The 22,568-nt window shown below is 57.0% G+C and carries 19 protein-coding genes, 1 tRNA gene and 2 pseudogenes; 13 read left to right on the top strand and 9 right to left on the bottom strand.

What is annotated here, in order from left to right; all coding sequences use genetic code 11:
* Positions 1–138: 138 nt before the first annotated feature.
* The gene (locus ACVWZT_RS05630) at positions 139–831 is read left to right on the top strand and encodes an energy-coupling factor ABC transporter permease (protein WP_457468530.1); all 693 of its coding nucleotides are present in this window, start codon (positions 139–141) and stop codon (positions 829–831) included.
* A 197-nt stretch (positions 832–1,028) separates the two neighbouring features.
* Here the strand turns inward: ACVWZT_RS05630 and yacG are convergent, their stop codons facing one another.
* The 4 genes from yacG to ACVWZT_RS05610 are packed head-to-tail and all read right to left on the bottom strand — an operon-like array spanning position 1,029 to position 3,926.
* Positions 1,029–1,229: a DNA gyrase inhibitor YacG gene (yacG, locus tag ACVWZT_RS05625; RefSeq protein WP_170028160.1), complete on the bottom strand. Its 201-nt coding sequence runs from the start codon at positions 1,227–1,229 to the stop codon at positions 1,029–1,031.
* On the bottom strand, positions 1,226–1,849 hold the full coding sequence (gene coaE / locus ACVWZT_RS05620; RefSeq protein ID WP_457468528.1) for a dephospho-CoA kinase: 624 nt from the start codon (positions 1,847–1,849) through the stop codon (positions 1,226–1,228). The genes yacG and coaE overlap by 4 nt, the downstream gene beginning before the upstream one ends.
* A complete protein-coding gene (locus ACVWZT_RS05615) occupies positions 1,849–2,715 on the bottom strand; it encodes a prepilin peptidase (protein ID WP_457468526.1) in 867 nt (288 codons plus the stop codon). The genes coaE and ACVWZT_RS05615 overlap by 1 nt, the downstream gene beginning before the upstream one ends.
* Before the next feature lie 2 nt (positions 2,716–2,717).
* Positions 2,718–3,926, bottom strand: coding sequence for a type II secretion system F family protein (locus ACVWZT_RS05610; protein ID WP_457468524.1), 1,209 nt, complete (start codon positions 3,924–3,926; stop codon positions 2,718–2,720).
* Positions 3,927–4,142: 216 nt separating this feature from the next.
* Between ACVWZT_RS05610 and ACVWZT_RS05605 the strand changes: the two genes are divergently transcribed.
* From ACVWZT_RS05605 to ACVWZT_RS05570, 8 genes and pseudogenes are all read left to right on the top strand, one after another.
* Positions 4,143–4,553 carry a pilin gene (locus ACVWZT_RS05605; RefSeq protein WP_225780306.1) on the top strand — a complete coding sequence of 137 codons (411 nt, stop codon included), beginning with the start codon at positions 4,143–4,145 and terminating at the stop codon, positions 4,551–4,553.
* 71 nt (positions 4,554–4,624) lie between these two features.
* Positions 4,625–4,700 (top strand) — tRNA-Thr (locus ACVWZT_RS05600).
* A 164-nt stretch (positions 4,701–4,864) separates the two neighbouring features.
* Positions 4,865–6,192: pseudogene (locus tag ACVWZT_RS05595) on the top strand (tyrosine-type recombinase/integrase).
* 899 nt (positions 6,193–7,091) lie between these two features.
* Positions 7,092–7,337: pseudogene (locus ACVWZT_RS05590) on the top strand (integrase domain-containing protein); the annotation flags it as partial.
* Between the two features lie 567 nt (positions 7,338–7,904).
* Positions 7,905–8,891 (top strand): hypothetical protein, encoded by a 987-nt coding sequence (locus ACVWZT_RS05585; RefSeq protein WP_258800496.1) that lies wholly within the window; start codon positions 7,905–7,907, stop codon positions 8,889–8,891.
* Complete coding sequence (locus ACVWZT_RS05580; protein ID WP_457468522.1) at positions 8,888–9,787, top strand: hypothetical protein; 900 nt, start codon at positions 8,888–8,890, stop codon at positions 9,785–9,787. Before ACVWZT_RS05585 ends, ACVWZT_RS05580 begins: the two co-directional genes overlap by 4 nt.
* Before the next feature lie 207 nt (positions 9,788–9,994).
* Positions 9,995–10,684 carry a hypothetical protein gene (locus ACVWZT_RS05575; RefSeq protein WP_457468520.1) on the top strand — a complete coding sequence of 230 codons (690 nt, stop codon included), beginning with the start codon at positions 9,995–9,997 and terminating at the stop codon, positions 10,682–10,684.
* Between the two features lie 36 nt (positions 10,685–10,720).
* Positions 10,721–11,512 carry a hypothetical protein gene (locus tag ACVWZT_RS05570; RefSeq protein ID WP_457468518.1) on the top strand — a complete coding sequence of 264 codons (792 nt, stop codon included), beginning with the start codon at positions 10,721–10,723 and terminating at the stop codon, positions 11,510–11,512.
* A 401-nt stretch (positions 11,513–11,913) separates the two neighbouring features.
* Here the strand turns inward: ACVWZT_RS05570 and ACVWZT_RS05565 are convergent, their stop codons facing one another.
* Positions 11,914–12,882, bottom strand: a complete 969-nt coding sequence (locus tag ACVWZT_RS05565) for an SIR2 family protein (protein WP_457468516.1) — start codon at positions 12,880–12,882, stop codon at positions 11,914–11,916.
* A gap of 991 nt (positions 12,883–13,873) precedes the next feature.
* On the opposite strand from ACVWZT_RS05565, the gene ACVWZT_RS05560 reads away from it, so the two are divergent.
* From ACVWZT_RS05560 to gabP, 4 genes are all read left to right on the top strand, one after another.
* The gene (locus ACVWZT_RS05560) at positions 13,874–15,229 is read left to right on the top strand and encodes a type II toxin-antitoxin system HipA family toxin (protein WP_457468514.1); all 1,356 of its coding nucleotides are present in this window, start codon (positions 13,874–13,876) and stop codon (positions 15,227–15,229) included.
* Positions 15,226–15,717 (top strand): helix-turn-helix domain-containing protein, encoded by a 492-nt coding sequence (locus tag ACVWZT_RS05555; RefSeq protein ID WP_457468512.1) that lies wholly within the window; start codon positions 15,226–15,228, stop codon positions 15,715–15,717. Before ACVWZT_RS05560 ends, ACVWZT_RS05555 begins: the two co-directional genes overlap by 4 nt.
* Positions 15,718–16,096: 379 nt before the next feature.
* A complete protein-coding gene (locus tag ACVWZT_RS05550; protein ID WP_457468510.1) occupies positions 16,097–16,999 on the top strand; it encodes a DMT family transporter in 903 nt (300 codons plus the stop codon).
* A 152-nt stretch (positions 17,000–17,151) separates the two neighbouring features.
* On the top strand, positions 17,152–18,552 hold the full coding sequence (gene gabP, locus ACVWZT_RS05545; RefSeq protein WP_457472027.1) for a GABA permease: 1,401 nt from the start codon (positions 17,152–17,154) through the stop codon (positions 18,550–18,552).
* A 42-nt stretch (positions 18,553–18,594) separates the two neighbouring features.
* On the opposite strand, the gene ACVWZT_RS05540 is transcribed toward gabP, so the two are convergent.
* The 4 genes from ACVWZT_RS05540 to ACVWZT_RS05525 are packed head-to-tail and all read right to left on the bottom strand — an operon-like array spanning position 18,595 to position 22,507.
* Positions 18,595–19,653, bottom strand: coding sequence for a GlxA family transcriptional regulator (locus tag ACVWZT_RS05540; protein WP_457468508.1), 1,059 nt, complete (start codon positions 19,651–19,653; stop codon positions 18,595–18,597).
* Between the two features lie 49 nt (positions 19,654–19,702).
* The gene (locus ACVWZT_RS05535; RefSeq protein ID WP_289133744.1) at positions 19,703–20,554 is read right to left on the bottom strand and encodes an ABC transporter permease; all 852 of its coding nucleotides are present in this window, start codon (positions 20,552–20,554) and stop codon (positions 19,703–19,705) included.
* Complete coding sequence (locus tag ACVWZT_RS05530; protein WP_457468506.1) at positions 20,541–21,398, bottom strand: ABC transporter permease; 858 nt, start codon at positions 21,396–21,398, stop codon at positions 20,541–20,543. Before ACVWZT_RS05530 ends, ACVWZT_RS05535 begins: the two co-directional genes overlap by 14 nt.
* The gene (locus ACVWZT_RS05525; protein WP_289133746.1) at positions 21,395–22,507 is read right to left on the bottom strand and encodes a quaternary amine ABC transporter ATP-binding protein; all 1,113 of its coding nucleotides are present in this window, start codon (positions 22,505–22,507) and stop codon (positions 21,395–21,397) included. The genes ACVWZT_RS05530 and ACVWZT_RS05525 overlap by 4 nt, the downstream gene beginning before the upstream one ends.
* Between the last annotated feature and the right edge of the window lie 61 nt (positions 22,508–22,568).

Below are 22,568 nucleotides of genomic sequence, written 5' to 3'. Positions count from 1 at the left end.
CGGCCACTGCTGCCGGCCATGCGAATTCAGCAGGCCAAAGCCCGCCACGGCGTTGATGGCGCGCAGCGCTGCGACCCGCAGCCGAATGACGCGGAGAATAGGTGTAGACTCGGCCTTATCCACACGAAGGCAGGGGGCATGGTTCAGGTGATCAGCGCGCAGGTGTTGTCCGGCACCACCCTTACCGTTGGCTGGCTCGGTTACGTACCGTTGCTGATCTGGGCGACCAGCCAGGTGCGCTGGGTGGAGCTGTTCACCGACCGGCGCCGCCAGCACCTGCTGTTCGGCACGGTGTTCTGCCTGTTTGCCCTGTGGCTGGTAAGGCGCGATTTCGATACTGGCGTGTCGTACCACTTCATCGGCATGACGGCGGTAACGCTGTTGCTGGACTGGCCGCTGGCCGTACTGGGCGGTTTCATGGCGCAGCTCGGCTTGCTGGTGCTCGGGCGCCAGGACCTGGCCGCGCTGGGGGTCAATGGCTTGTTGCTGGTTGGCTTGCCGGTGTTGATTGCCGAGGCGTGCGCGATAGGGGTCGAGCGCGCCCAACCCAGAAACCTGTTCGTGTATATCTTCTGTTCCGGCTTTTTTCCTGCAGCGCTGACGGTGCTGGCCTGCCTGTCGGCCGGGTTGGGCTTGCTGTGGTTGAACGGGCGCTTCGCCATGCCGGAGTGGCTGAGCGACTTTGTCGGCTACCTGTGGCTGATGATGTTCCCCGAGGCGTTCATCAATGGCACGGTGATCAGTGCGCTGGTGGTGTTTTGCCCGGAGTGGCTGGAAACCTTCAACCGCACGCGGTATCTGCAGGCGCCATGGAAGGAAGAAGAGCGATAGCTGCGCAACCACATGCCCCGGTGGAAGCAACTGTCTTGCTCAAATGTTCAAAGCTGGCGTTATTCCTGTGGGAGCGGCCTTGTGCCGCGAAAGGGCAGCGAAGCAGCCCCGGCAGTAGTTGCCATGACGCGATGGAAGGGGCCGCGTAGCGGCCCTTCCGCCACACAAGGCCCAGCCTCCAGCGGCGTGCGGTGGGCTCAGTGGCGCGGCTCCAGGTCCCCCGAATACAGTTCATCCTCGGACTCGTCCGAACCCGGGATCTTGTGTTCCTCCGCCGCCCAGGCGCCCAGGTCGATCAGCTTGCAACGGTCCGAGCAAAACGGCCGGAACGGGCTTTTCTCGTTCCATTCCACTGGTGCGCCACAGGTCGGGCAATCGACGGTCAATGGCTGGCTCATGGCTGGCCTCCTCGTAAAGTCAGGTAAAAGTGGTGCAGGCGGTCAATCTGCTCATGCAACCCGGCGAGGTCGCCATCATTGACCACCACATCGTCGGCATGGCGCAGACGCTCTTCACGCGCCAGCTGGGCCTTGAGTATGGCCTGCACCTGCTCGGTACTGGTGTTGTCCCGCGCCAGGGTTCGCGCCACCTGCAGCTCTTGCGGCGCATCGACTACCAGCACCCGTTGGGTTTTCTGGTATTGCCCCGACTCGATCAACAGCGGCGAGACATACACCGCATACGGCGACTCGGCCTTGGCCAGGTAAGTGAAGATTTCCTGGCCGATCAGCGGGTGCAGCAATTGTTCCAGCCATTTGCGTTGCGCCGGGTCGGCGAAGATCAGCTGGCGCAGGGCCGTGCGGTCTAGCTGGCCGTCGGTTTGCAGCACGCCAGGGCCGAAGCGCTCGACGATGCTGGCCAGCGCCGGGCGGCCAGGTTCGACTACCCAGCGTGCCGCCTGGTCGGCATCGACCAGGTGCACGCCAAGCTCGACGAAACGCTCGGCAGCGGCGCTCTTGCCGCTGCCGATACCGCCGGTCAGGCCGAGAATCCAGGGGGTAAAGGCCGCAGTGGTCATCAGAATCCAAGCAGTTGCAGGTATGAGGCGTATATTTCATCACCCCAGAGCACAGCAATCCACCCCGCGATCGCCAGATAGGGCCCAAACGGCATCGCCGTGCCCAAGGCATGCTGGCGCAAGCGCAGCAGGCACAGCCCCACCAGCGCCCCGACCAGCGACGACAGCAGCAACGTCAACGGCAATACCTGCCAGCCACCCCAGGCCCCGATCAGCGCCATCAGCTTGAAGTCGCCATAGCCCATGCCTTCCTTGCCAGTGGCCAGCTTGAACAGCCAGTACACCGTCCATAGGCAGAGGTAGCCGAGCACCGCCCCCCACAGCGCACTGGCCAGGGGGACATAGAGGCCGAAGGCGTTGACGATCAGCCCCAGCCACAGCATCGGCAGCACCAGCACATCTGGCAACAGCTGGTGCCTGGCATCGATCAGGCTCAGCGCCAGCAGGCACCAGGTCAGCGGCAGCGCCAGCAAGGCTTCGGGCGAAGCACCAAAGTGCCAGGCCACCACCAGCGAAAGCAGCGCGCTGGCGACCTCCACCAACGGGTAACGCGGGCTGATGCGGGCCTTGCAAGCCGAACAGCGCCCGCGCAGGGCCAGGTAGCTGATGAGCGGAATGTTCTCCCACGCGCGTATTCGATGGCCGCAATGCGGGCAACGCGAGGCCGGCAGCCACAGGTCGAAGCGCTCATGCGTCGTTGTCGGCAGCCCCAGCACCTCCTGCGCCTCACGCTGCCATTGCTGCTCCAGCATGATCGGCAGGCGGTACACCAGCACATTGAGGAAACTGCCCACCAGCAGCCCGAGCAGCGTGGCCAGGGTGAGGAAGTACGCTGGCTGCTCGGCCAGCAAAGTCCATGAAGTCATGTTCAGATCAAGCTACCCAACTGGAAGATCGGCAGGTACATCGCTACCACCAGGCCGCCAACCAGCACGCCCAGGATCAGCACGATGGCCGGCTCCAGCAGGCTGGTCAACTGGTCCAGCGCCTGGCTGACCTGTTCCTCGTAGTGGCTGGCGGCTTTCTCCAGCATCTGGTCCAGCGTACCGCTGGTTTCACCGATGGCCGTCAGTTGCACCAGCAACGGCGGAAACAGCGGCTCGGCGGCCATCGCCTGGTTCAGCCCCTGCCCATTGGCCATGCCCTGGCGCAGCCGCAATACCGCCTGTTCGTGCAAGTCGCCACCACTCACCCGCGCTACCGTGCCCAACGCATCCAGCAACGGCACCCCGGCGGCATAGGCTGTTGCCAGGCTACGCGCAAAGCGCGCCAGTGCCGCCTGCCCCAACAACCTGCCAAACACCGGCAAGCCCAGCGCCTGCCGCGCTAGCCACAGGCGCGTCGGTGCGTGCTGCTGATATAGCCGGCGCATGGCGAAACCGAGCGCAGCGCCCAGCACCACCAACAGCGGCGCAAACCGGCTCAGTACCGTGGACAGATCAATGACCCATTGGGTGAATGCAGGCAGTGCCGCGCCCATGCCTGAAAACAGGTTCTCGAATTCGGGTATCACCTCCAGCAGCAGAATCGCCGATACCCCCAACCCGGTCAGCAACAGCAGCAGTGGGTAGATCATCGCCTTGCGCACTTTCCTGCGCAGCATGTGGCGTTGTTCCAGCATGCTCGCCAGCTGTTCCAGCTGGCGGTCGAGCGTGCCGGATTGCTCACCTACCCGCACCAGGTTGCAATACAGCGCATCGAACCAGCCTGGATGGCGCTGCAACGCGTCCGCCAGCCCCAGGCCCGAGGCCACATCCTGTTTCAATCTGTCCAGCAAGGCTGCCTGCCCCGCATCGCAGCCACTGCGCCCCATCACCTCGAACGCTTGCAGCAGCGGTACCCCGGCCTTGAGCAAGGTCGCCAGTTGCCGGCTGAACCCCGCCGGGTCGGCTTTGGCCTGGCGTTTCGGCAAACTGAAGGTCAGCCCGCCAGCGGGCCGCAAACCTGCCACTTTTATGCCCTGACGAATCAGCCCGGCGCGCACGTGGGCCGGGCTGCGCCCGGGCGTCTGGCCGCTGACCGGCTGGCCGTTGGCGTCGGTGCCGTGCCAGGTGTAGAGAGGGGTCGATGGGTTCATGCCAAGGTCCTTTTTCCTGCCCGTGCGACAAGCTTCGAAACAGCTTGCCGCGTCCATGCCAGGGCGTGCGTCCATGATGCTCACTAGAGTAGTTCAGCGAAGATGACGCCCAAGCGGGCAGGGGTGACAAAAGGTGTCTGTTCAGGCCTACTGCGCCGCTGCCGGTTGGGGCGAGACAGACCTCAACGAGTACGCGTATCAAAAAGGAAACTGTTCATGAAAGGGCAACGCGGTATCACCCTGATCGAACTGATGATCGTTGTCGCGATCATCGGCATTCTGGCGACCATCGCCTTACCGATGTACACCAACCACCAGTCCCGTTCGAAGGCTGCGGCCGGGTTGCTGGAGATCAGCGCGCTGAAGACAGCGATGGACTTGCGCCTGAATGATGGCAAGGACGTGGCGGCGGTGGCCGAGCTGGGTGGGCAGCCGGCTACGGCGCATTGTGCGATCACGGCCAGCGGCAAGGCGGCGGACGGCACCGGCAGCATCGTTTGTACACTGGTGGATGCGCCGGCTACCGTGCTCGGCAAAGCCATTACCCTGACGCGTGCGGCGGCTGGCTGGGCGTGTACCACCGACATTGAGGAAGACCTGGCACCGAAGGGCTGCAAGGCGCCTTGAGGGTGGGGTAATAAGGTAGGCGAAACAGGGGTTTGCGTAACGGGTGCGAGCAGTGGTACGTTGCGCTACACGCCGGTGTAGCTCAGTCGGTAGAGCAGCGCACTCGTAACGCGAAGGTCGCAGGTTCGATTCCTGTCTCCGGCACCACATCCAGCTCCACTGCATTCCGCTGAATGCTTTGGAAGCCCTCTAAACCGGCATTCTGGCCGGTTTTTCGTTTCCACGACCCTCCGTCGGGAACCAACAAAATCCCCAATAACCGGGGGTATTTTTGGGGTACAGCGTCTTTCCTGAATGGAGAACGTACCCCTATGCCACGTCTAGCCATTCCGCTCAGCGACCTCAAATGCCGCACGGCCAAACCGCGTGATCGTGCTTACAAACTGTTCGACGGCGGGGGTATGTACCTGTACGTCGCGCCCAGTGGCTCGAAGACTTGGCGGCTGCGGTATTTCAAACCCAGCGGCAAGGAAGGCACGCTGATCATCGGCAAGTACCCCATCGTTTCGTTGGCTGTCGCACGGACAAAGCGTGATGAGGCCAAGGCACTGTTGCTCGACAACCTTGATCCGATGGAAGAAAAGCAGAAGGCCAAGATCGCAGCCCAGCGGGCGAGCCTTCTCTTTGAAACCGTTGCCCTGGAGTGGCACATCGAAATGTCTCGGCGTTGGACTGAGGGGCACGCCAAGACGGTGCTGAGCAGGTTACGCACCCACGTGTTTCCACTGATTGGCCAGCGACCTATTGCTGAACTCGACACCCATGATCTCCTGGAGGTCACCCAGCGGATCAAGGATCGCGGCACCATGGATGTAGCCCTGCGTGTTCAGAACTATCTATCCACGATCATGCGGGGCGCGAAGCGGGCGCGGCAGATCACTCAAAACCCGGCGCTCGATCTGGCCGGCTCGATTCAAGCGCCGCGCACCGTGCACCGTCCTGCGCTCTCGCTGAACCGCCTTCCTGAATTGTTGAGCCGAATCGACAACTACACCGGTCGCGAGCTGACCCGGCTCGCAGTGCTGCTGACGCTGCATGTGTTCGTGCGCTCCAGCGAACTGCGCTTCGCCCGGTGGGATGAATTCGACCTCCAGCGGGCGATGTGGGAGATCCCCAATACCCTAAGCCGATTGAAGGCGTCCGCTATTCCACGCGCGGGACCAAGATGAGTGGGGACATTCAGATAGTGCCGCTGTCGCCTCAAGTCATCGAGATCCTTGAACAGCTGCGCAGCTTGAATCGCTTCTCTGAACTGGTTTTGCCCGGTGACCACAGGTACTGGAAACCCTTGTCGGAGAATACGGTTAACCAGGTGCTGCGCAATATGGGCTACGACACCACCAAGGACGTGTGCGGGCATGGTTTCAGGACCATGGCTTGTAGTGCCTTGCTCGAATCAGGGCTATGGACGGACGCGGCGATTGAGCGGCAGATGAGCCATCAGGAGCGTAACCGCGTGCGCGCCGCGTATATCCACAAGGCCCAGTTTCTGGAGCAGCGTCGGTTGATCATGGCGTGGTGGAGTAACTACATCGATGCCAACAGATCGGGCCATGTCACCCCACATGAGTTTGCCCATCTGGTAGGCGACAACGTCACAGCCTTGCCAAATGGTCATGGCGCATTCAATCGCGGGTGAGCCTGTAAGATCGGCGCTGGCTGCTCTTTCACGCGGGTCCATCCAAACAGGGCTGCAAAGCCGCCCTGTTTGGATGGACCTCACTTTGAAGAGCTAAAAGCTACGACGTTGTCCGGGATTTACCACGGAACTCCGCCGGTGGATAACCGATTCTCACGTCTCCCATAACGCTGAATTTCGATCCTTGACCGGGTTTATCCACAGGCGTAGAACTGGCCGTGCAAGCGCTGTCGATGACAGCACCCCAGGTGGCCCGAACCTTCAAGGTCACGCCGCTCCTCCGGTGGTTCTCCCCCCAAATGGCGATTCGCGTCCGGCAGCTCGCCCGGTCACCTCCCCGGTGATGGATGCCTACTTCAGATCATGGCCCTCGTGCGCCAGACAACACCTTCTACTTCGCTGCCCTGCAGCAACTTATCCGTTTGGCCGAATCTTGCGCCAACCTGCGCCCGTCTCTTTTCCTGGAAAGAGACGGGCGCGTCTAACACTGCTGCAGCCCTTATCGCACATGGCTTTGCGGCATTCCCCCTCGTGACAATTGGCGTGACAAACGCCGATGTCACCAGCAACAGCGCTGTAGATGATGGTGCCGCAGACCAAGGAATGGACTGCACCTGACTGACAGTCAGGCATGCCCGGTCATCGCATTGCTGCTTGCACATGGCTCAGGATCTCGCGGCACTGGTGTCGTCAGCCAATGCAGCCTCCACCCGCCCACCGGTAACGGTGCTCAGGGGGCTAGATCATGAGATGCCCTTGCTCCCGGTCGTAAGGAGCCGCCAGTCCCGCGTAGTGGACATCCCCATAGGTCGCAGGGGCCTTGATCCCTGATAACACTCAGCATTCTTGGCGGGATGACGTGGGGAGAGGATCGGAGAGCGGCAGATGAGGTGACCGATATGGCATTGGTGGGTAGATGCGATGGTCGTAATTTCGGCTATGGCAGGCAATTGAGTTATGCAGGGCCGCAGGCGCTGAAAGACATGTTTGGTGGTGGCCACTACGGCACGGTCAAGGCGCACTGTGATCGGTGGCAGGCAGTCGTGAGGTGGTGCCGTTCCGAACAGGGGCCCGGTATCAATGATGCGCGGCAGATTGATCGAAATGTGTTGGCCGACTACGCGGCGTATCTACGCAGCGTGGTTGCTCCATGCGGTGTTTGCGACATCTCTTTTCGTACAGAACCTAGGCATGGAAACCAGTCTGCAATTCAGGCCGTGCCCTGGGCCCAGGCACTACTACCAGTGCACCTGCCGACCGGTTTTCATAGAATTTTTCCTTTAAAAATCATTGATATATCGTCGACCTGGATTGATGCATCTCAGGAAAAACCTGAGTGAGAGCTAGGATGATTGAGCGTCCTCCTCCTTCGGTAGCGCCGCCATGCAAAAGTCAGTGACACAGACTGCAAGCAATGTCCCGAACGGCGAAACACTCCCGCCCGACGTATAGACTGCTTCAGCCCCCTTGCCTTGAAGCACAAGCAAAGACAGAATGATGGCCAAACATCATCTATGTTTGAAGGCATAAACATGCTTGCAAAAGTCACATATTTATCGAACGTGACAGCATACACACGCTATTTGCAGCGAGAAATCAAAAAGTTTGAGTATGCGCTTGAATCTCCTCGCACTACTGACCAACTGACAGTAGAAATTATGCGTCTGTAAAAATTTATTAGATCCAAGCCAGAAATGTAAGGATATAGAAATATGGCTGAAAATGAACACATTGCTAAACAAGCTGAGAACTTAGCAAGCGATTTATTTGCAGAATTTTTTTGGGATCGGGTAGGCCCTACCAACCACGACTGGCCTTGCGAAGCAAAAGAAGAGCATGAGGTGACAACACATCCGTGCGATGTCGTGTACTACTATGACGAACCGTACTCAGCTCAACGAACCTATGTTCACTGCGACCTCAAGAGCTACGCAAAAGGTTCGATCAAGTCGCCAGCTATCAAGGCAGCGTTGATTAGCTTAGGCAAACAAATTGCGTGTGCTGACAAAAGTGCAGACTGGCAAGAAAAACATGCTCATGACAATGTAACCTACTCAATCTGCGGCTTACTATTCGTATACAATCACGATGGCGAATATGATGCAGACTTCAATGCCTCATTGTCCTTCGTAGCAAATGAAAGCTTACAACTTCCGAAAGGAAAGCGAGTTTTCGTCCTTGGGCCAAAAGAAATATTCTGGCTCGACAATGTCAGCAATGAAATCCGACGCATGCGGGGAAAACGAGTCCCTGAGTTACCAGGGCAAGAGCATTGTTATTATTACCACCCCCAATTAGTGCGCAAAGCTAACCTGCAAGTCAAAAAGGCCAAAGGTGCAACACTCGAGACATTAACTTCCCCTGTGATAATCTTAGAAGCACGAGATCCTAAAGGCAGTGCTCAGAGAAAGGTAGTAATATTCTACTCTCGAAAAGGCGAATCTAGCGACGAATTCATTTATCTTATCGACATCCTAAGAAAATATGAACTCCTAGACGAGAGAACTGAAGTAAAGATAAAAACTCTCAATCCTTCAGAAAACTCATCACCAACTTTCCAGAAATCACAGCAGCAGTATATTGAAGGATTGGCAGGCACGAGCACCGACCTGAGCGAGTATGTGCTTGCAATAAAATATGAGCCCATCAGCGAAATAAAGACCTCCTACTCTACAGTAGACCTGGGAACCTGGTCATGAATGACTACTTAAATCACATCAGCGCTAATGACAATGACATCTACGACCTCTTAATCTCCGGAAAACAACGCATGACAGTCGCTGTTTTGCGTGAACTGCTTAAGGATAGAGGAATTTTCTGCTCGACAAAAGATGAACGGGATGACCTATGTGACTATATAGCGATGCTTCCTCATGGCTTCCATGATATTGAAGCGATAGTTGATAAACGGGAGCCTCCGGGGCGGCGAGAGAAAACAACAAATGTCCAATTTGGAAATGAGATCCCTATTGAAGATATAAGGGCTGCAGTAGAAGCCTACATCAAAGAAGCAGGCCCAAGCGAAGCAGTCACACATAGGATCGTAAAGGATGGTGGCTACGCAATAAAAGTTGAGTATGACGAGTTCAACCACAACCGAACCAAGCTTCTCCAGCGTGAACGAAATGAGGCAAAAATTGATTTCTTAGTCGAGGGTGGAAAGACGATCGTTCGCCTGCCTGCCACAGACAAAGCAAAACGTGTGGTTGAAGCAATCAAAGAGTGTGTAGAGCAACGCCGGAAGGCACCGCTCAATCAGGAAAAAGTAGAGCTATCCGAACTGGCAACACCTGAATTGCGGTCGAAATTTTTCACATCGCTAATTTCGCAACTTCCGGGCTTTAAACTTCGAAACGTTATGAATCTCAAAGTATCCTCACTCAACAGAGGAGAACAGGCCAGCGATTCGCTAGATTTAGATATGGAAGCGGCTGAAAGCGAAGCTGGCATGGAAATGTTCGCCGTAGTCCACAGCATGGCTTTGAGCGGGCAAAATCTTGTTCAGTCCAAAGAATACAAAGAGCTAAGCCAGCGTGGATTTTACATAACTCACATTCGTGGAAATCTGAGCAAATTCAAAACCCGCCCAACATAATTCGCTTTGAAGCCGGCTTTGAGGACAAGCAGAACTGCTTAGGGTTTAGGTACGGCGTGCAGGGAGAGTTCAAGTATCACAAAGGTGCGCATCGTAAGACCATGACTGCCGTGGACACTATTGACCGGGCCAGGTACTTTTCGATAATTGAACAAACAGCCCTCAAAATCAAGAATGATTTAATCTCCGAGTCGGAGGCTTAATATCATGCGTTATCGATGGATGGATATAGACTGGCCTTGCTCTATCGATCAATTGGCGGCACGCATAAAATCCCTGAGCTTCAGCGACACGCAGCAGCACGGCTTTATCATAGATAAAATTCGAAGTGGGGAATCATCGGCAAGGTATATTGAGAAAATCACCTATACCGACACAGTCACCGACCCATTCGGCAACGAAACCTTCTTTGATCGCACCGAATACAAAGAGTCTGCTTTCACAGTATCCAACGAATCGCCCACACTCGAGCTAATCAACCCGCCACGCAGCGTACAAGCTCTGCTGAATAGATTTTCAGAAATAACAAATTTCAGTATAACCATCGAACCACTTAAGATTGATGTAGCGTCCTGGGCTACGGAGACCTTAGCTACAAACAACCTCTCCGGCAATTTAGATATGATTCAAATATCCAAGCTTGAACTCAAGAACAAAGCACTTGCCAAAGTTCTTATCTCGGGCGACACAAAAATACAAGGTGCGTGCTCAGACCTAATTGGAGAAAGAAAACACATAGTTGAGAAAGTTAGAATTCGTCTCGACGACCAATACTCTGGGACGATAGTTTTATCTAACACAGGGGCAGCGACTATCAGCCTGAACGACGTAGATGAATCACTTAGCAAAGTGTTGCGAGAATCCTTAATGCGAACTCTTGCAAATGGCAGTCGATGAGGCTGTCCACCCTTTAATTTTACGGTATAAATAAAAATGCGAACTTGCGCGTATTGTGGTCCGACTGAAAGAAGGATTACTAGAGAGCACATTATTCCGGAGTTTATTTATAACTTCCAGGGGGATCGAAAGAACATCTCAGGATGGAATGAGGTAGCTAAGAAAACAATGCACGGCGAGATAAAGGTCAAAGACGTTTGCGACTACTGTAACAACGTTCTTCTTGGTAAGCTGGATGATTATGCCAAAAAGTTCCTTGAACAAAGCGGAGTGTTGGTCGACGTATGTCTTTTAGAGAAACTGGAGTTGGTTTATGACTGCGACATGCTACTTCGCTGGCTGCTAAAAATTTCTTATAATGCTGCTCGTCAAGATGGAGTTCAGGTCTCGCTCTTTAAGGATTTAGTGCCATACATGCTACATGGGCTTGTAGAGGCGCCAGACAATATTGATCTTGTGTTGCAGTTACAACCGCCAGTGCAACACTCAGCTCAGGAGTTGAATCAGATGTCCGGCGTACCTGTTTCCGCATGTGGGAAGTCAAACCCGTTCATCGCTCGAATAGGGAGAGCGCAGATGGTTGGTTTCACAGATCAATTCGTAATCAGAACCGTGACCATGGGGGCGTTCATATTTTACATGTTTGTGCATCATCCTCTTACTACCCAGGGAGCACGCGAACAGTTATTACGTCTGTTTATAAAAAATCTCAAGGCAGGAACAATTTTGACAAGGAATTGTCCTTCTGTAACTATCACGGCCGGGGGAATGGATTGGATTAACGCTTATGGCCCCGCCGTGTTGAGAGCAAAATCTTATGAGGTCTAATAGATTTTTTATTAGCCGTACTATGGCGGGTACGCAGCTACAATATAGCGGCTGGAGAGCAATAATTCGCTCTCCATGCACAGAGCAGGTGGGCTTTGGCCTCTATTAAAATCAGCGGACCAATCATAACTCTACAGTCTCGAAGCTATGTTCCGTTTTTCATTCCTTCCAAATTCTACATAATGACCATCAAACTGGCTCGGACTCAAAGGGGACATATTTATTTTTTGTGGAACTCGCTGATGAGACATGAAGTTTTGGACTGTGCCGTGTCAATGGATGCCAAGAGGCGATACTCGAATCGTTCTCTTGAAGGTTGTGAAGTTCACTCGAACCTACGGTAAAAATAAATCTGTCCCCTTTTTCGGGCCCGCCAGGCTGAGGGCCACGCAAGCGGCCTATTACCAATCGGTGAAATCGAGAACATTTTCCTCCCTAACGAGATCAAAATGCTCCGTGCGCAGAATCCGTTGCCAGAAACGCTCTCGTTCCCTTTGAGTACCAGCGCCTCGCCACTCAACAACCCTGATTGCAGCTGTTCTGGCATACGCTGCAAGAACCTCATTCAGGTGGGTATCCCCACCTGAATATCCGAAGACAATTATTTCCTCCACTTCATGGCAGCAGTCGTGGAGATAATCCCAGTAAGTGGAAAGCACGTCCGAAGCGTCTATAACGGATCGTTTGTGAGTAACATGAGTCAAGACAATGTGGTTGGATATTTCAGCTGAGTTCATCGTCAGCCTGTCCCGTGTCATCTTACGAGCATTGCCCCATCTATCATCGTAAAAAAGCGGCGAGCCATGCAAGTGCAAGTAATACCCAAAGTTGTTGCCATAACGACGTTCGAGGGTATCCGCGCCGAAGCCCCCATCTGTCATGCCGTCGACTAAAAGGCCTCTGTAGCCGTTCATAAATCCATGATCAATAAACGCACCGTAGAGTAATCGGTCATAGTTTAATGTAGCAATGTTTGATCTGGTTTCACGGACAAAATCAAAAAGCGGATTGAGAAATGCGTCAGGCAGAGGGTCGTCATACAAGTGTAAATTTGAAGCGACCCGATGGATATATTTAGCTACAGCGGCAGGAAATTCCTGCCCATCTTCTGATAGCCAATGGACTTCTTCGTCACCAATTTTGTTGAGCATGTTACATGCTGCGACAACGACATGAAGCGTATCGAGCTGATCTTCGCCCTGAGGAGCCTGACCGCCATCCCCAACACAACGGGCAATTAAGTCCTTTTGTGCGACTGGAAGGTGGTGGGGGTTTTCCCACACGTCGCCGAGGGCACGATTTAACGAGAAGTGTCGAGGGTCCAGCGCCATTCCTAGGCCGTTCCCAAAAATTAGTGTTTTCCTTGGCATTTGGCCTCCTGAACTCAGCATCTGCTGTGCAGAGGATGCTAAATCAAAACGCCATCACTTCACAGGTCATTTGACAGCACTTCGGCATGCATAGACCTTCGAGCGAGGACCTGCTCTGCAAAAGAGAAACCTGGATCGCCCACAACTCGGAGGGGGGAGCAGTTCTACAACACAGACGCCAAACTGGCTGCGTCGAAGAATACCAAGGGTTACGCAGGCAGTCCTACGCCGATGGCCCTATAAACCGTCGAACCATGCACACCGAACAGGTTTGCGATCTCAGTGATCGCTTTCCCACCCTCACTCAACTCACGTGCGTGAGCGATTTGAGAGGGTGTCACATGGCCGATTTCTGCCCTTCGCGAGAGACCGCTTTGGGTCGTCTCTGCCGTTCCTTACGTACCATTTGAAGCGGGTGGGAGGAGCCTCCGCAATTCCCGATTCGATTCCACTGAAAGCCATAACTAGCTGATTTTTTTATAGATACCCTATGAGGTACATCAAAAAATCCACCAAAATCCAGCCCCGCGCAATCTGGGCCCTCACGTCCAACAACCGTCCGTCTGTCTCCGGCACCAGAGACCAGTTTCCAGAAGTCTATGACTGTCTACGAAACACCCCGAAAAGCCCGCCTAGTGCGGGCTTTCTTGCGCCTGTCTTTTCTCAGCAGGCCTGCGAGCATTGGACTTAACCGTTCCAACCCCTGTGGTCAGCGCCACCACTCGCCCCATTTTCACAGGCAGCTCCCGCCCTGTAAGAGCGGGTTTTCCCGCGATCACGGACGAAGACCGTGCCATCCAACACCTGACCAGCGCAAATATACTGGGTCCTATAAACCATAGGCCGAATCACAGGCAGTTTCTGCTTGCCAGGCGCAGCGACCTCCAGCCCTCCAGCGCTCGGCGAATACGTAACCGGTAGTGCGGTGCCGATTTTGCCTGGGCCAGAGCTCGTAATCAGCAAACCATTGCCGGTTTATGCCGTGCTCACTATGATAATCAGCATCCAAATACTGATTAATGGTATGGCCATGCCGCTCAGAGTCACGATCCAGGCTTTCTCCGATGGTGCATGGAGCGATGCCGCGACACTCACGGTTGAGAACCCGGAGCGCGTTGCTGATGGAAGGTGCCTTGTCGCATACGACGGCGACTACATCATCGCGAACATTGATCGCATGGAAGATCGTTGCGAACTGGCCCTGAGCGTTAACCTGCCGTTGAACTGGGACCACCATGGCGTCAAAGGGTATCCAGCATTCCTCTACGACATCATTCCCTCTGGTGCTGCCAAGGACTCTCTTGAATCCCGCTACGGGCGTCTTAAGCCCGATGGCGTGGAAATGGGGCTGTACCTTCTGGAGCGCTTTACGCCGGCCCCTGTTGGGCATCTGCGCATCAAGGAGTCAGTGGAAGGCCTCCAGCCGGATCGGCACGAGGCTTTCGCGCATGCCGAGGTCGTGGACAGGACGAACGAGTTTCTTGAATACGCCTACGAAACCGGCGCGGCGTTGGGCGGTGCTACCGGTGCCAACGGGCAAGCCCCCAAGCTGGTCATGACCGAAGCCCATGACGGTGCTCTCTATGCTGACGCGATGCTCCCCGATGACCAGGCGTGCCGTCACTGGCTGATCAAGTTTGCGCGTAATCGAGGCGGCGAGCGCGACAAAGACATTCTGCGAACAGAGTTTCATTACTACAAGGCGGTTGCTGCCCTCGGTCTTGATACGGTTCCCACTGATGGTTTGGCCCTTGAAGAAGCAGTGAAGCCAAGCCTCTGGATGCCACGATTCGATCGCCGAATAGTGGATGGCGTGGTGGAGCGGATACCGCTGGAATCGGTGTACTCGATCTGCGGCATTACCGGCTACGCGCAACCGATGGCGCATGCCGAAGTGGTTCACCGACTGGTAGGTCTATGGATCGACAACGGCCAGCAGGATGAAGTGGACGACCTGGTGTTCGAGTACGTGCGGCGCGATCTGCTGAACCGCATACTAGGCAATACCGATAACCACGGCCGCAACACCTCCATCATGCGTGTGGGTGGGAAGTTTCGTTTGGCGCCAATCTATGACCTCGCGCCAATGATCCTGGATGAAGAGGGCATCACACGGACGACGAAGTGGGCGGCGGAGCGCAAGGGGTCTTCTGATTGGAGCGACAACTGCGCTGAGCTGGCTGGTTACACCGACCCCAATATTCTACTGCAACGGTTGAAGAAGGCGGCTGAGGAATTCAGGGCGTTGCCCGATCTACTGACCGATGCTCCAGAATCGATGCGCAATGCAGCCTCTATACCCGTGAATAACCTTGATAAGCGACTCGTGGAGTGGGGACTGCGATGAGAAAACTACAGCCTGAAGAGCGCGCTCAGCTCGTAGAGGATATCGTCAGGCGCAACGCGGCTGGGCTCGATTCAGTTGGGGCATCCATCCGCCGTCTGCGGCTCGAAGTCACCGGGCTTGACCAAGAGACCTTCGCGGCCATGTGCAAGATATCCACGAAAAGCCTGTACGAGCTGGAAAGCGGGAAGTCGAATCCAAAGCTCAGCACTTTGGAGGCCGTGTTGCGTCTGTTTGGCGTGCGGATGGGTATGGTGATGACTGCCAAGGATAAGCCCACTGCAACGGTCGTCGCCAACAATGTCGGCCAGTTGAAGGCTGGTGGGCCAATCGCTGTGGCCGCGCCACTGGTGGCGAATCTTTCGCCGCTGGCCAGTTCCAACGTGGTGGCCGGACCGAAACGAGGGAAAAGCCCTGCGGCAGCCAAGGCGAAGAAGGCAGTGTCGAGGCCGGCATCGCCACGGGCACGGAAAAGCACTCAGGAAAAGTGAGATTGATGAGCTCCGCGAAAACCGGGCCCTCACGACCAACAACGTCCGTCTCATTCTCTGGGCCGGCAAGATCATTCGGCGCGCTCACGCGGTGGCGGCCTGTGACATAAAAAACGTCCGGTTTGGACAAGGCCCTGTCGTTCCCGAACAGTTGCACAAGCCAGCCACCATCAATAATTCACATAACGGCCCGCCTCGCGCCACAGGCCAGCCGTTGCGGTTTCGCGAGTAAGCAGCCTCGTCTCACAATTCCAATGCTGCGGCGCCCCTTGCACCGGCAATCCGGTAGCACACCATAAAAGATAAAACCTTATACGTACCCAACGCCGCGCCGCGCCGCGCGGAACGCCCTCGTGCGCCTATTGAAGACTTGACTGCCATGATCGCTACTTCCGCTCCCAGCACCGGTGTTTCCACCGGTCATCGCAATGCTTTGCTCGCCGCGCATGTCGCTGCGGTACTGTTTGGGCTCACTGGTATCCTCGGCGCTTTGATTCTCGCCGATGCCAGTGTCATCACGTTCGGCCGGGCAACATTTGCCTTCATCGCTCTCGGTTTTGTTGCAGGCCTCAAGGGCACCCGCCTCTTGGATGCCCTGAGCTGGCGCAACTTACCGGTCATTGGCCTCACCGGTACCTTATTGGCCGCCCACTGGGTTACCTTCTTCATCGCTGTGAAGGTGGGGGGCGTAGCAGTCGCTACGCTCGGCTTCGCCAGCTTCCCCGCGTTCATCGCGCTTGTAGACTTGCTGCTGTTTCGTGAGCGCATCGGTACCACCGAAAGCCTGCTACTGCTGATGGTGACAGCCGGGCTGGTGCTGGTGGTTCCGTCGTTCGACCTGCTCGACAACGGCACAGTCGGTTTGGTCTGGGGGCTGGCTTCGGGCTTGTCGTTCGCTCTGCTGGCGGTGGCTAACCGTCGCCATACGGCGGGCATGAACGCCTTGCAGATCGCATTCTGGCAGAACGTGGTGGTGGCGGCATTGATGATGCCATTTGCCTTCGGCCACCTCGCTAACGCCAGCCTGCGGGCTGACGATTGGGTGAACCTGGCGCTCCTGGGCGTTTTCTGCACCGGGCTTTCGCAATTTCTGTTCGTCAAGAGCCTGGATGGCCTGCAGGCTCGCACGGCGGGGATGATCATTGCGTTGGAGCCGGTGTACGCCATTGCCTGTGCCTGGTGGCTATTTGGCGAGCAGCCGTCGTTGCGCATGGGCGCGGGAGCGGCGCTGGTAGTCCTGGCAACTGTACTGGGTGCCCGGCGCAAGCCATCGCCTCACTGACGCCGCGCCCGCAGAGGTATGTCCGGCTCACTCCATTTGATGTCCGACCCAGTCAATTGAGCCCTGTTTTCGCTCTCTATGGTTGAACGGTGCAGTGCCTTTGGCACTGCACCCTACCCATAACAAGAGCAAGAGCAGGGACCATAATGACTATGACGACGTCTGGGAAAGCCAGCGATCAGTTGGCGCAGGGATTCAAGCCTCGACATGTGACCATGTTGTCGATTGCCGGTGTCATCGGCGCGGGTTTGTTCGTAGGTTCGGGGCAAGCGATCGCCGCGGCAGGCCCGGCAGCAATCATTGCCTATGCGCTGGCTGGCGCACTGGTAGTGCTGGTAATGCGGATGCTCGGCGAGATGGCGGTGGCCAGCCCAGACACCGGTTCGTTCTCCACCTACGCCGATCGCGCAATCGGCCGCTGGGCGGGGTTCACCATTGGTTGGTTGTACTGGTGGTTCTGGGTGCTGGTGATTCCGATCGAGGCAATTGCTGCCGGCGTCGTGCTGAACAACTGGTTCCCAGGGGTTCAACCCTGGTGCTTCGCACTGTCGATGACAGTGCTGCTGACGGCCACCAACCTGTTCAGCGTAGCCAAGTACGGCGAGTTCGAATTCTGGTTCGCCATGCTCAAGGTGATCGCCATTGTCGGCTTCATCGCACTTGGTGGATTGGCCCTGGCAGGCGCGTTGCCGGCGCGCGAAGTCAGCGGCCTGGCAAGCCTGATGAGCGCACATGGCGGCTTCATGCCCAATGGCTGGACGGCCATCATTGGCGCCTTGCTCACTACCATGTTCAGCTACCTGGGTACCGAAGCGGTCACCATCGCCGCTTCCGAGTCTGCCGACCCTGCCCGCAACATCGCCAAGGCGACACGCTCGGTGATCTGGCGGATCAGCGTGTTCTACCTGGTTTCCATCTTCATCATCATCTCGGTGGTGCCGTGGAATGATCCGCTGCTGCCAGTGCATGGCTCCTATCAACGGGCATTGGAAATCATGAATATTCCCTATGCCAAGCTGATGGTGGACATGGTGGTGCTGGTGGCCGTGGCCAGTTGCCTGAACTCGTCGATCTACATCGCTTCGCGCATGTTGTTTTCCTTGGCCAAGCGCGGCGATGCACCGGCAGCCATCGGCCGTACGTCGGCGGCCGGGGTACCGCGTGCTGCCGTGATAGGCAGCACCCTGATCGGCATGGCGACCACCATCGTCAACTACTTCGCACCGTCCGAGGTGTTTGCCTTCCTGCTAGCCAGTTCGGGTTCGATCGCGCTGCTGGTGTATCTGGCGATCGCTTTCTCACAGCTTCGCATGCGCGCGGTGCTGGAAAAGCAGAACCAGGCTATTGCCTTCAAGATGTGGCTCTACCCTGGGCTCACCTATGGGGTGATCTGCTTCATCATCTTCGCTTTGGGTGTGATGTTCGTGATGCCGCAACATCGACTGGAAGTATCGCTAACCATCGGCCTGGCGTTGCTGATCTTGCTGATTGGTGTGATCAACAGCCGACGCCATGGGCAGGTAGTGGCGTTGTCGACGACAGAGGTTGCGTGACATAAAAAGCCCGTTCGCAGCACGCCTGCGAGCGGGCTCCCGTCAACTCGCTTCGCGCTGCTTGCTTTTCACGCAGGCAAAGCGTTTTTCCTTTGATGGGCTGTACCCAAAGAACGAGGCATAACACTTGCTGAAGTGGCTTGCAGAAACGAACCCGCAGGCCACCGCCACACCCAACAGGGGCAGGTCGGAGTATTGCAGCAAGCGTCGGCTTTCGGTGATACGAAGCTCCAGGTAATAGCGCACGGGGGTCGTGCCCAGTTGATGCTGGAACAAGCGCCCGATCTGGCGCTTGGAGCGGCCAACGTACTCGGCGATCTGATCCTGGCTCAGCGGCTCTTCGATGTTTGCGGCCATCAGGCTGATCGCTTCACGTAGCGGTTCGCTGATGTTGGTGTGGGGGGCCGGGATGGTGCGCCGGTAACGGGAGGCTTCGAACGCAAGGATGGCGGTAATGCCCTCGGTCAGTGCCGTGCCCCTTCTTTGCCCTAACCATTCCAGCACCATGTTGAACGCACCGGCAGGGCTGGCCGCGCTCAAGCGGTCGCGGTCGACCACGAAGCTGTCGGTGCTCACGTGACTGTGCTGGGCGATTTCTGCCACCGCCCCGCGGTGCTCTGGATGAACAGCGCAGCGGTAGCCATCAAGCAATCCGGACTGCCCCAGGAACCAGGCGCCGTTCCACAGCCCAGCCAGGGCAACGCCCTTCTTTGCCAAGCCTTGCAGGCAGGTGCTCAAGTCTGCCGAAGCTACCAGCGCGGTACGCAGGCCGCCGCAGATCACCAGTAGGTCCAGAGGTAGCTTGAGGCTTGATTCCAGCGCTGCGGCAGGAGAAATGTCGATACCTAAGTCACTGATAACCGATTGGCCGTCCAGGCTGAAGGTGGTGCTCACACAGGCCTGTGGCTGAATCAGATTGGCGGTGACCAGGGTATCCAGGGCTTGGGTAAACGCTAGCAGGGAGAAGTGCTCGAGCAGAAGAAAGCCCACGCGCGTCTGTTGAGGGATGGGCTGCTCGGCCGAGCGGGTAAAACGTGAATTGTGCCCATTCAGGGCGTTGCTGAAGCTACGAGTCGGGCGCAACGGGTGTTTCTCTTTCATCTGGCAAGGAGTAGGGGCGGGCCACAACGGCCCGCCGTGTTTTCAGGGGTTACTGCAGTTGCAGGCCTGCGCGACGGCTGAGCAGGCCACGTGAAAGCCGGTCGAGCAGTAAAGCCACAGCGACGATGGCCAAGCCCGCACGCAGGCCAAGGCCCATTTCCATGCGTGTCAGGCCGCGGGTGACTTCGGCGCCAAGGCCGCCTGCGCCAACCAACCCGGCCAGTACCACCATGGCCAGCGACATGAGGATGCACTGGTTGAGGCCCACCAGCAGGGTGGGCATGGCACTGGGCAGTTCGATCTTGAACAAGATGGTGCCGGGCTTTGCACCGGTGGCCTGGCCGAGCTCAAGCAGGTCTTTGGGTACCTGGCGAAAGCCCAGGGTAGTCAGACGCAGCATTGGTGGAATGCCATAGATGATCGTGGCCATGATCGCCGGCACCTTGCCCAGGCTGAAGATGATCACTGCCGGGATCAGGTACACCCATGGCGGCACGGTCTGCATCACGTTCAACAGCGGGCTGACAGCGTTGTCGAAGCGTTTTACCCGCGCCGCCAGGATGCCCAGCGGGAAGGCCACGGCAACCGCAATCATTACGGCCACCGACACCAGGGCGATGGTCTGCATGGAAGCGGTCCAGAAACCACTGAGCCAGCAAAAGCCCAGCAGTACGCCCGCCAGCCCCGCGCTGCGTAGGTTGATCACCAGCCCCGTCACAATGCATACGCCGGCAATCAGTGCGTAAGCCGGTGGTAGCAACAGCAACGCCTCGATCGCGCCCAGCATGCTCTCGACGAAGCGGCTGATGACGGCGAACAGCCCATGCAAGTTGGTATTCAACCAATCGAACACGGGCGCCAGGTAGGCGCCGGGGGAGAGGTTCATTTCAGTGAGCGCCATGACGTGCCTCCTCGGCAGTGCGGATGCCACTCTGTGCCAGCCGGTCGAGGATCAGGGTGAGGATCACGATGGCAATGGCGGCGTTGATCGAACGGGCGATGTCCAATGTCCGGATGGCGCTGTAGATCACTTCTCCAAGCCCTCCAGAGCCAACGATCCCGGCGATGACCACCATGCCGAAGGCCATCATCAGGCTCTGGTTGATGCCTGTCATGATGCTCGGTATGGCGAACGGCAAGCGGATTTTGACGAATTGCTGCCAGCCGGTAGTGCCGCTAGCGTTGCCCAGCTCCAGAAACGCTTTTGGTGTCATGCGGATGCCCAGCGCAGTGAGGCGTAGCACTGGCGGCACGGCCACGATGACCGTGGCCACCAGTGCTGTGCCGGTGCCGTAGCCGAGCAATGCGATGGCCGGCAGCAGATAGATGTATGGCGGTAACGTCTGCACCAGGTCCATGGCCGGTTCACAGATGCGATTCACCGCAGGCGAGAGGCCGGCCGCTACCCCGCAGGGAATACCGATTATCAGCGCCAGGCTGGTGGCGGTAAGCACCAACGCCAGGGTGCTCATGGTTTGCGGCCACAAGCCCATCAGCGCGCACATTAGCAATGCCAGGAAGGTGCCAAGCGAAAAGCGCCACCCGGCCAGGCGCCACGCCAGCAGGGCGAACACCAATGCCACAGCATAAAAAGGTGGTACTTCCAGTACCGTGTACACAGCCTGGTACAGCGCTTTGAGAAGGTCGTTGAACAGGTCGAACAAGCCAGCGGCATTGTCTGACAACCACATCAAGGCGTTGTCGACATGTTCATCGAAGGCGGAAGCGAAGTCTTCGGGGTTCATGCCAGACCCTCCACCGACGTACGTTCCTGGGCATGGGATTCGTCGTCCCGTACGCCTTGGACGGCGCGCAGCAAGTCACGCTGGCTTATCACCCCCAGCAATGTTCCGTTCTCGCGCACGCCTACGGCATCGTGGCCTGAGCGAATCAACAGGTTGATAAGCGAGTCCAGGTCGCTCTCGGGGGTAGCGCATTGCAATTGCTCGGGGTTTTCGTGCGGGTGGCGGGCACTGTATTCCGCAAGCGGCTGCATGATGGAATGGGCTTTCACCAAGTGCAGGCGTGAAATCCCAGCGACGAATTCGGCGACATAGTCGTCGGCCGGGTTCAGCACGATATCTTCGGCGGTGCCTTCCTGGATGATCACCCCATCTTTCATGATGGCGATACGGTCGCCGATGCGAATGGCCTCTTCCAGGTCGTGGGTAATGAATACCGCGGATTTGCCCAGAGATTTGGTCAGTTGCCTGAACTCGTCCTGCAACTGCCGACGGATCAGCGGGTCCAGGGCGCTGAACGGCTCGTCCATGAGGATCACCTCAGGGTCGGAAGCGATCGCACGGGCGAGACCGACACGCTGCTGCATGCCGCCGGACAGTTCGGCGGGGTAGCGGTTGGCCCAATCGCTCAAGCCAACCTTGGCCAAGGCGCGCCCGGCCACTTCATGGCGTTTGGCCTTGGACAGGCCTTGCACTTCCAAGCCGAAGGCCGCGTTTTCCAGCACTGTGCGATGTGGCAGCAAGGCGACGCTCTGGAACACCATGCCGATATGCTTGGCACGTACTTCCCGCAGCGCGGCAGCGTCCAGTTGGGCGATATCGCGGCCCTTGACCAGAATTTCGCCACTGGTAGGAATGATGAGACGGTTGAGAAGCCGGATCAGCGTGGATTTGCCACTGCCAGAAAGCCCCATGATGCAGAAGATCTCGCCGCGGCGTACCTGCAGGTTGACGTCGGAGACGCCTACCACGCAGCCGTAATCCTGGAGGATCTGGGTTTTCGTCAGGCCGCGCTCGCGGTAGGCCTGCATGGCGGCCGGCGCGCGGTCGCCGAAGATCTTCCAGACACCGCGGCAATCGACCAGTGTTTCAACAACATTGTTGGTATTCATGTGTGCACCCGAACCAGAGTTTTTCTGGTGTGTTCTTGTTTCAAGTTCGGCAGTGGCAAGG

This window comes from Pseudomonas sp. TE21394 (assembly GCF_054057835.1).
Note: the sequence above shows the minus strand (reverse complement) of the source record. Positions and strands in the feature narration are given on the sequence as shown.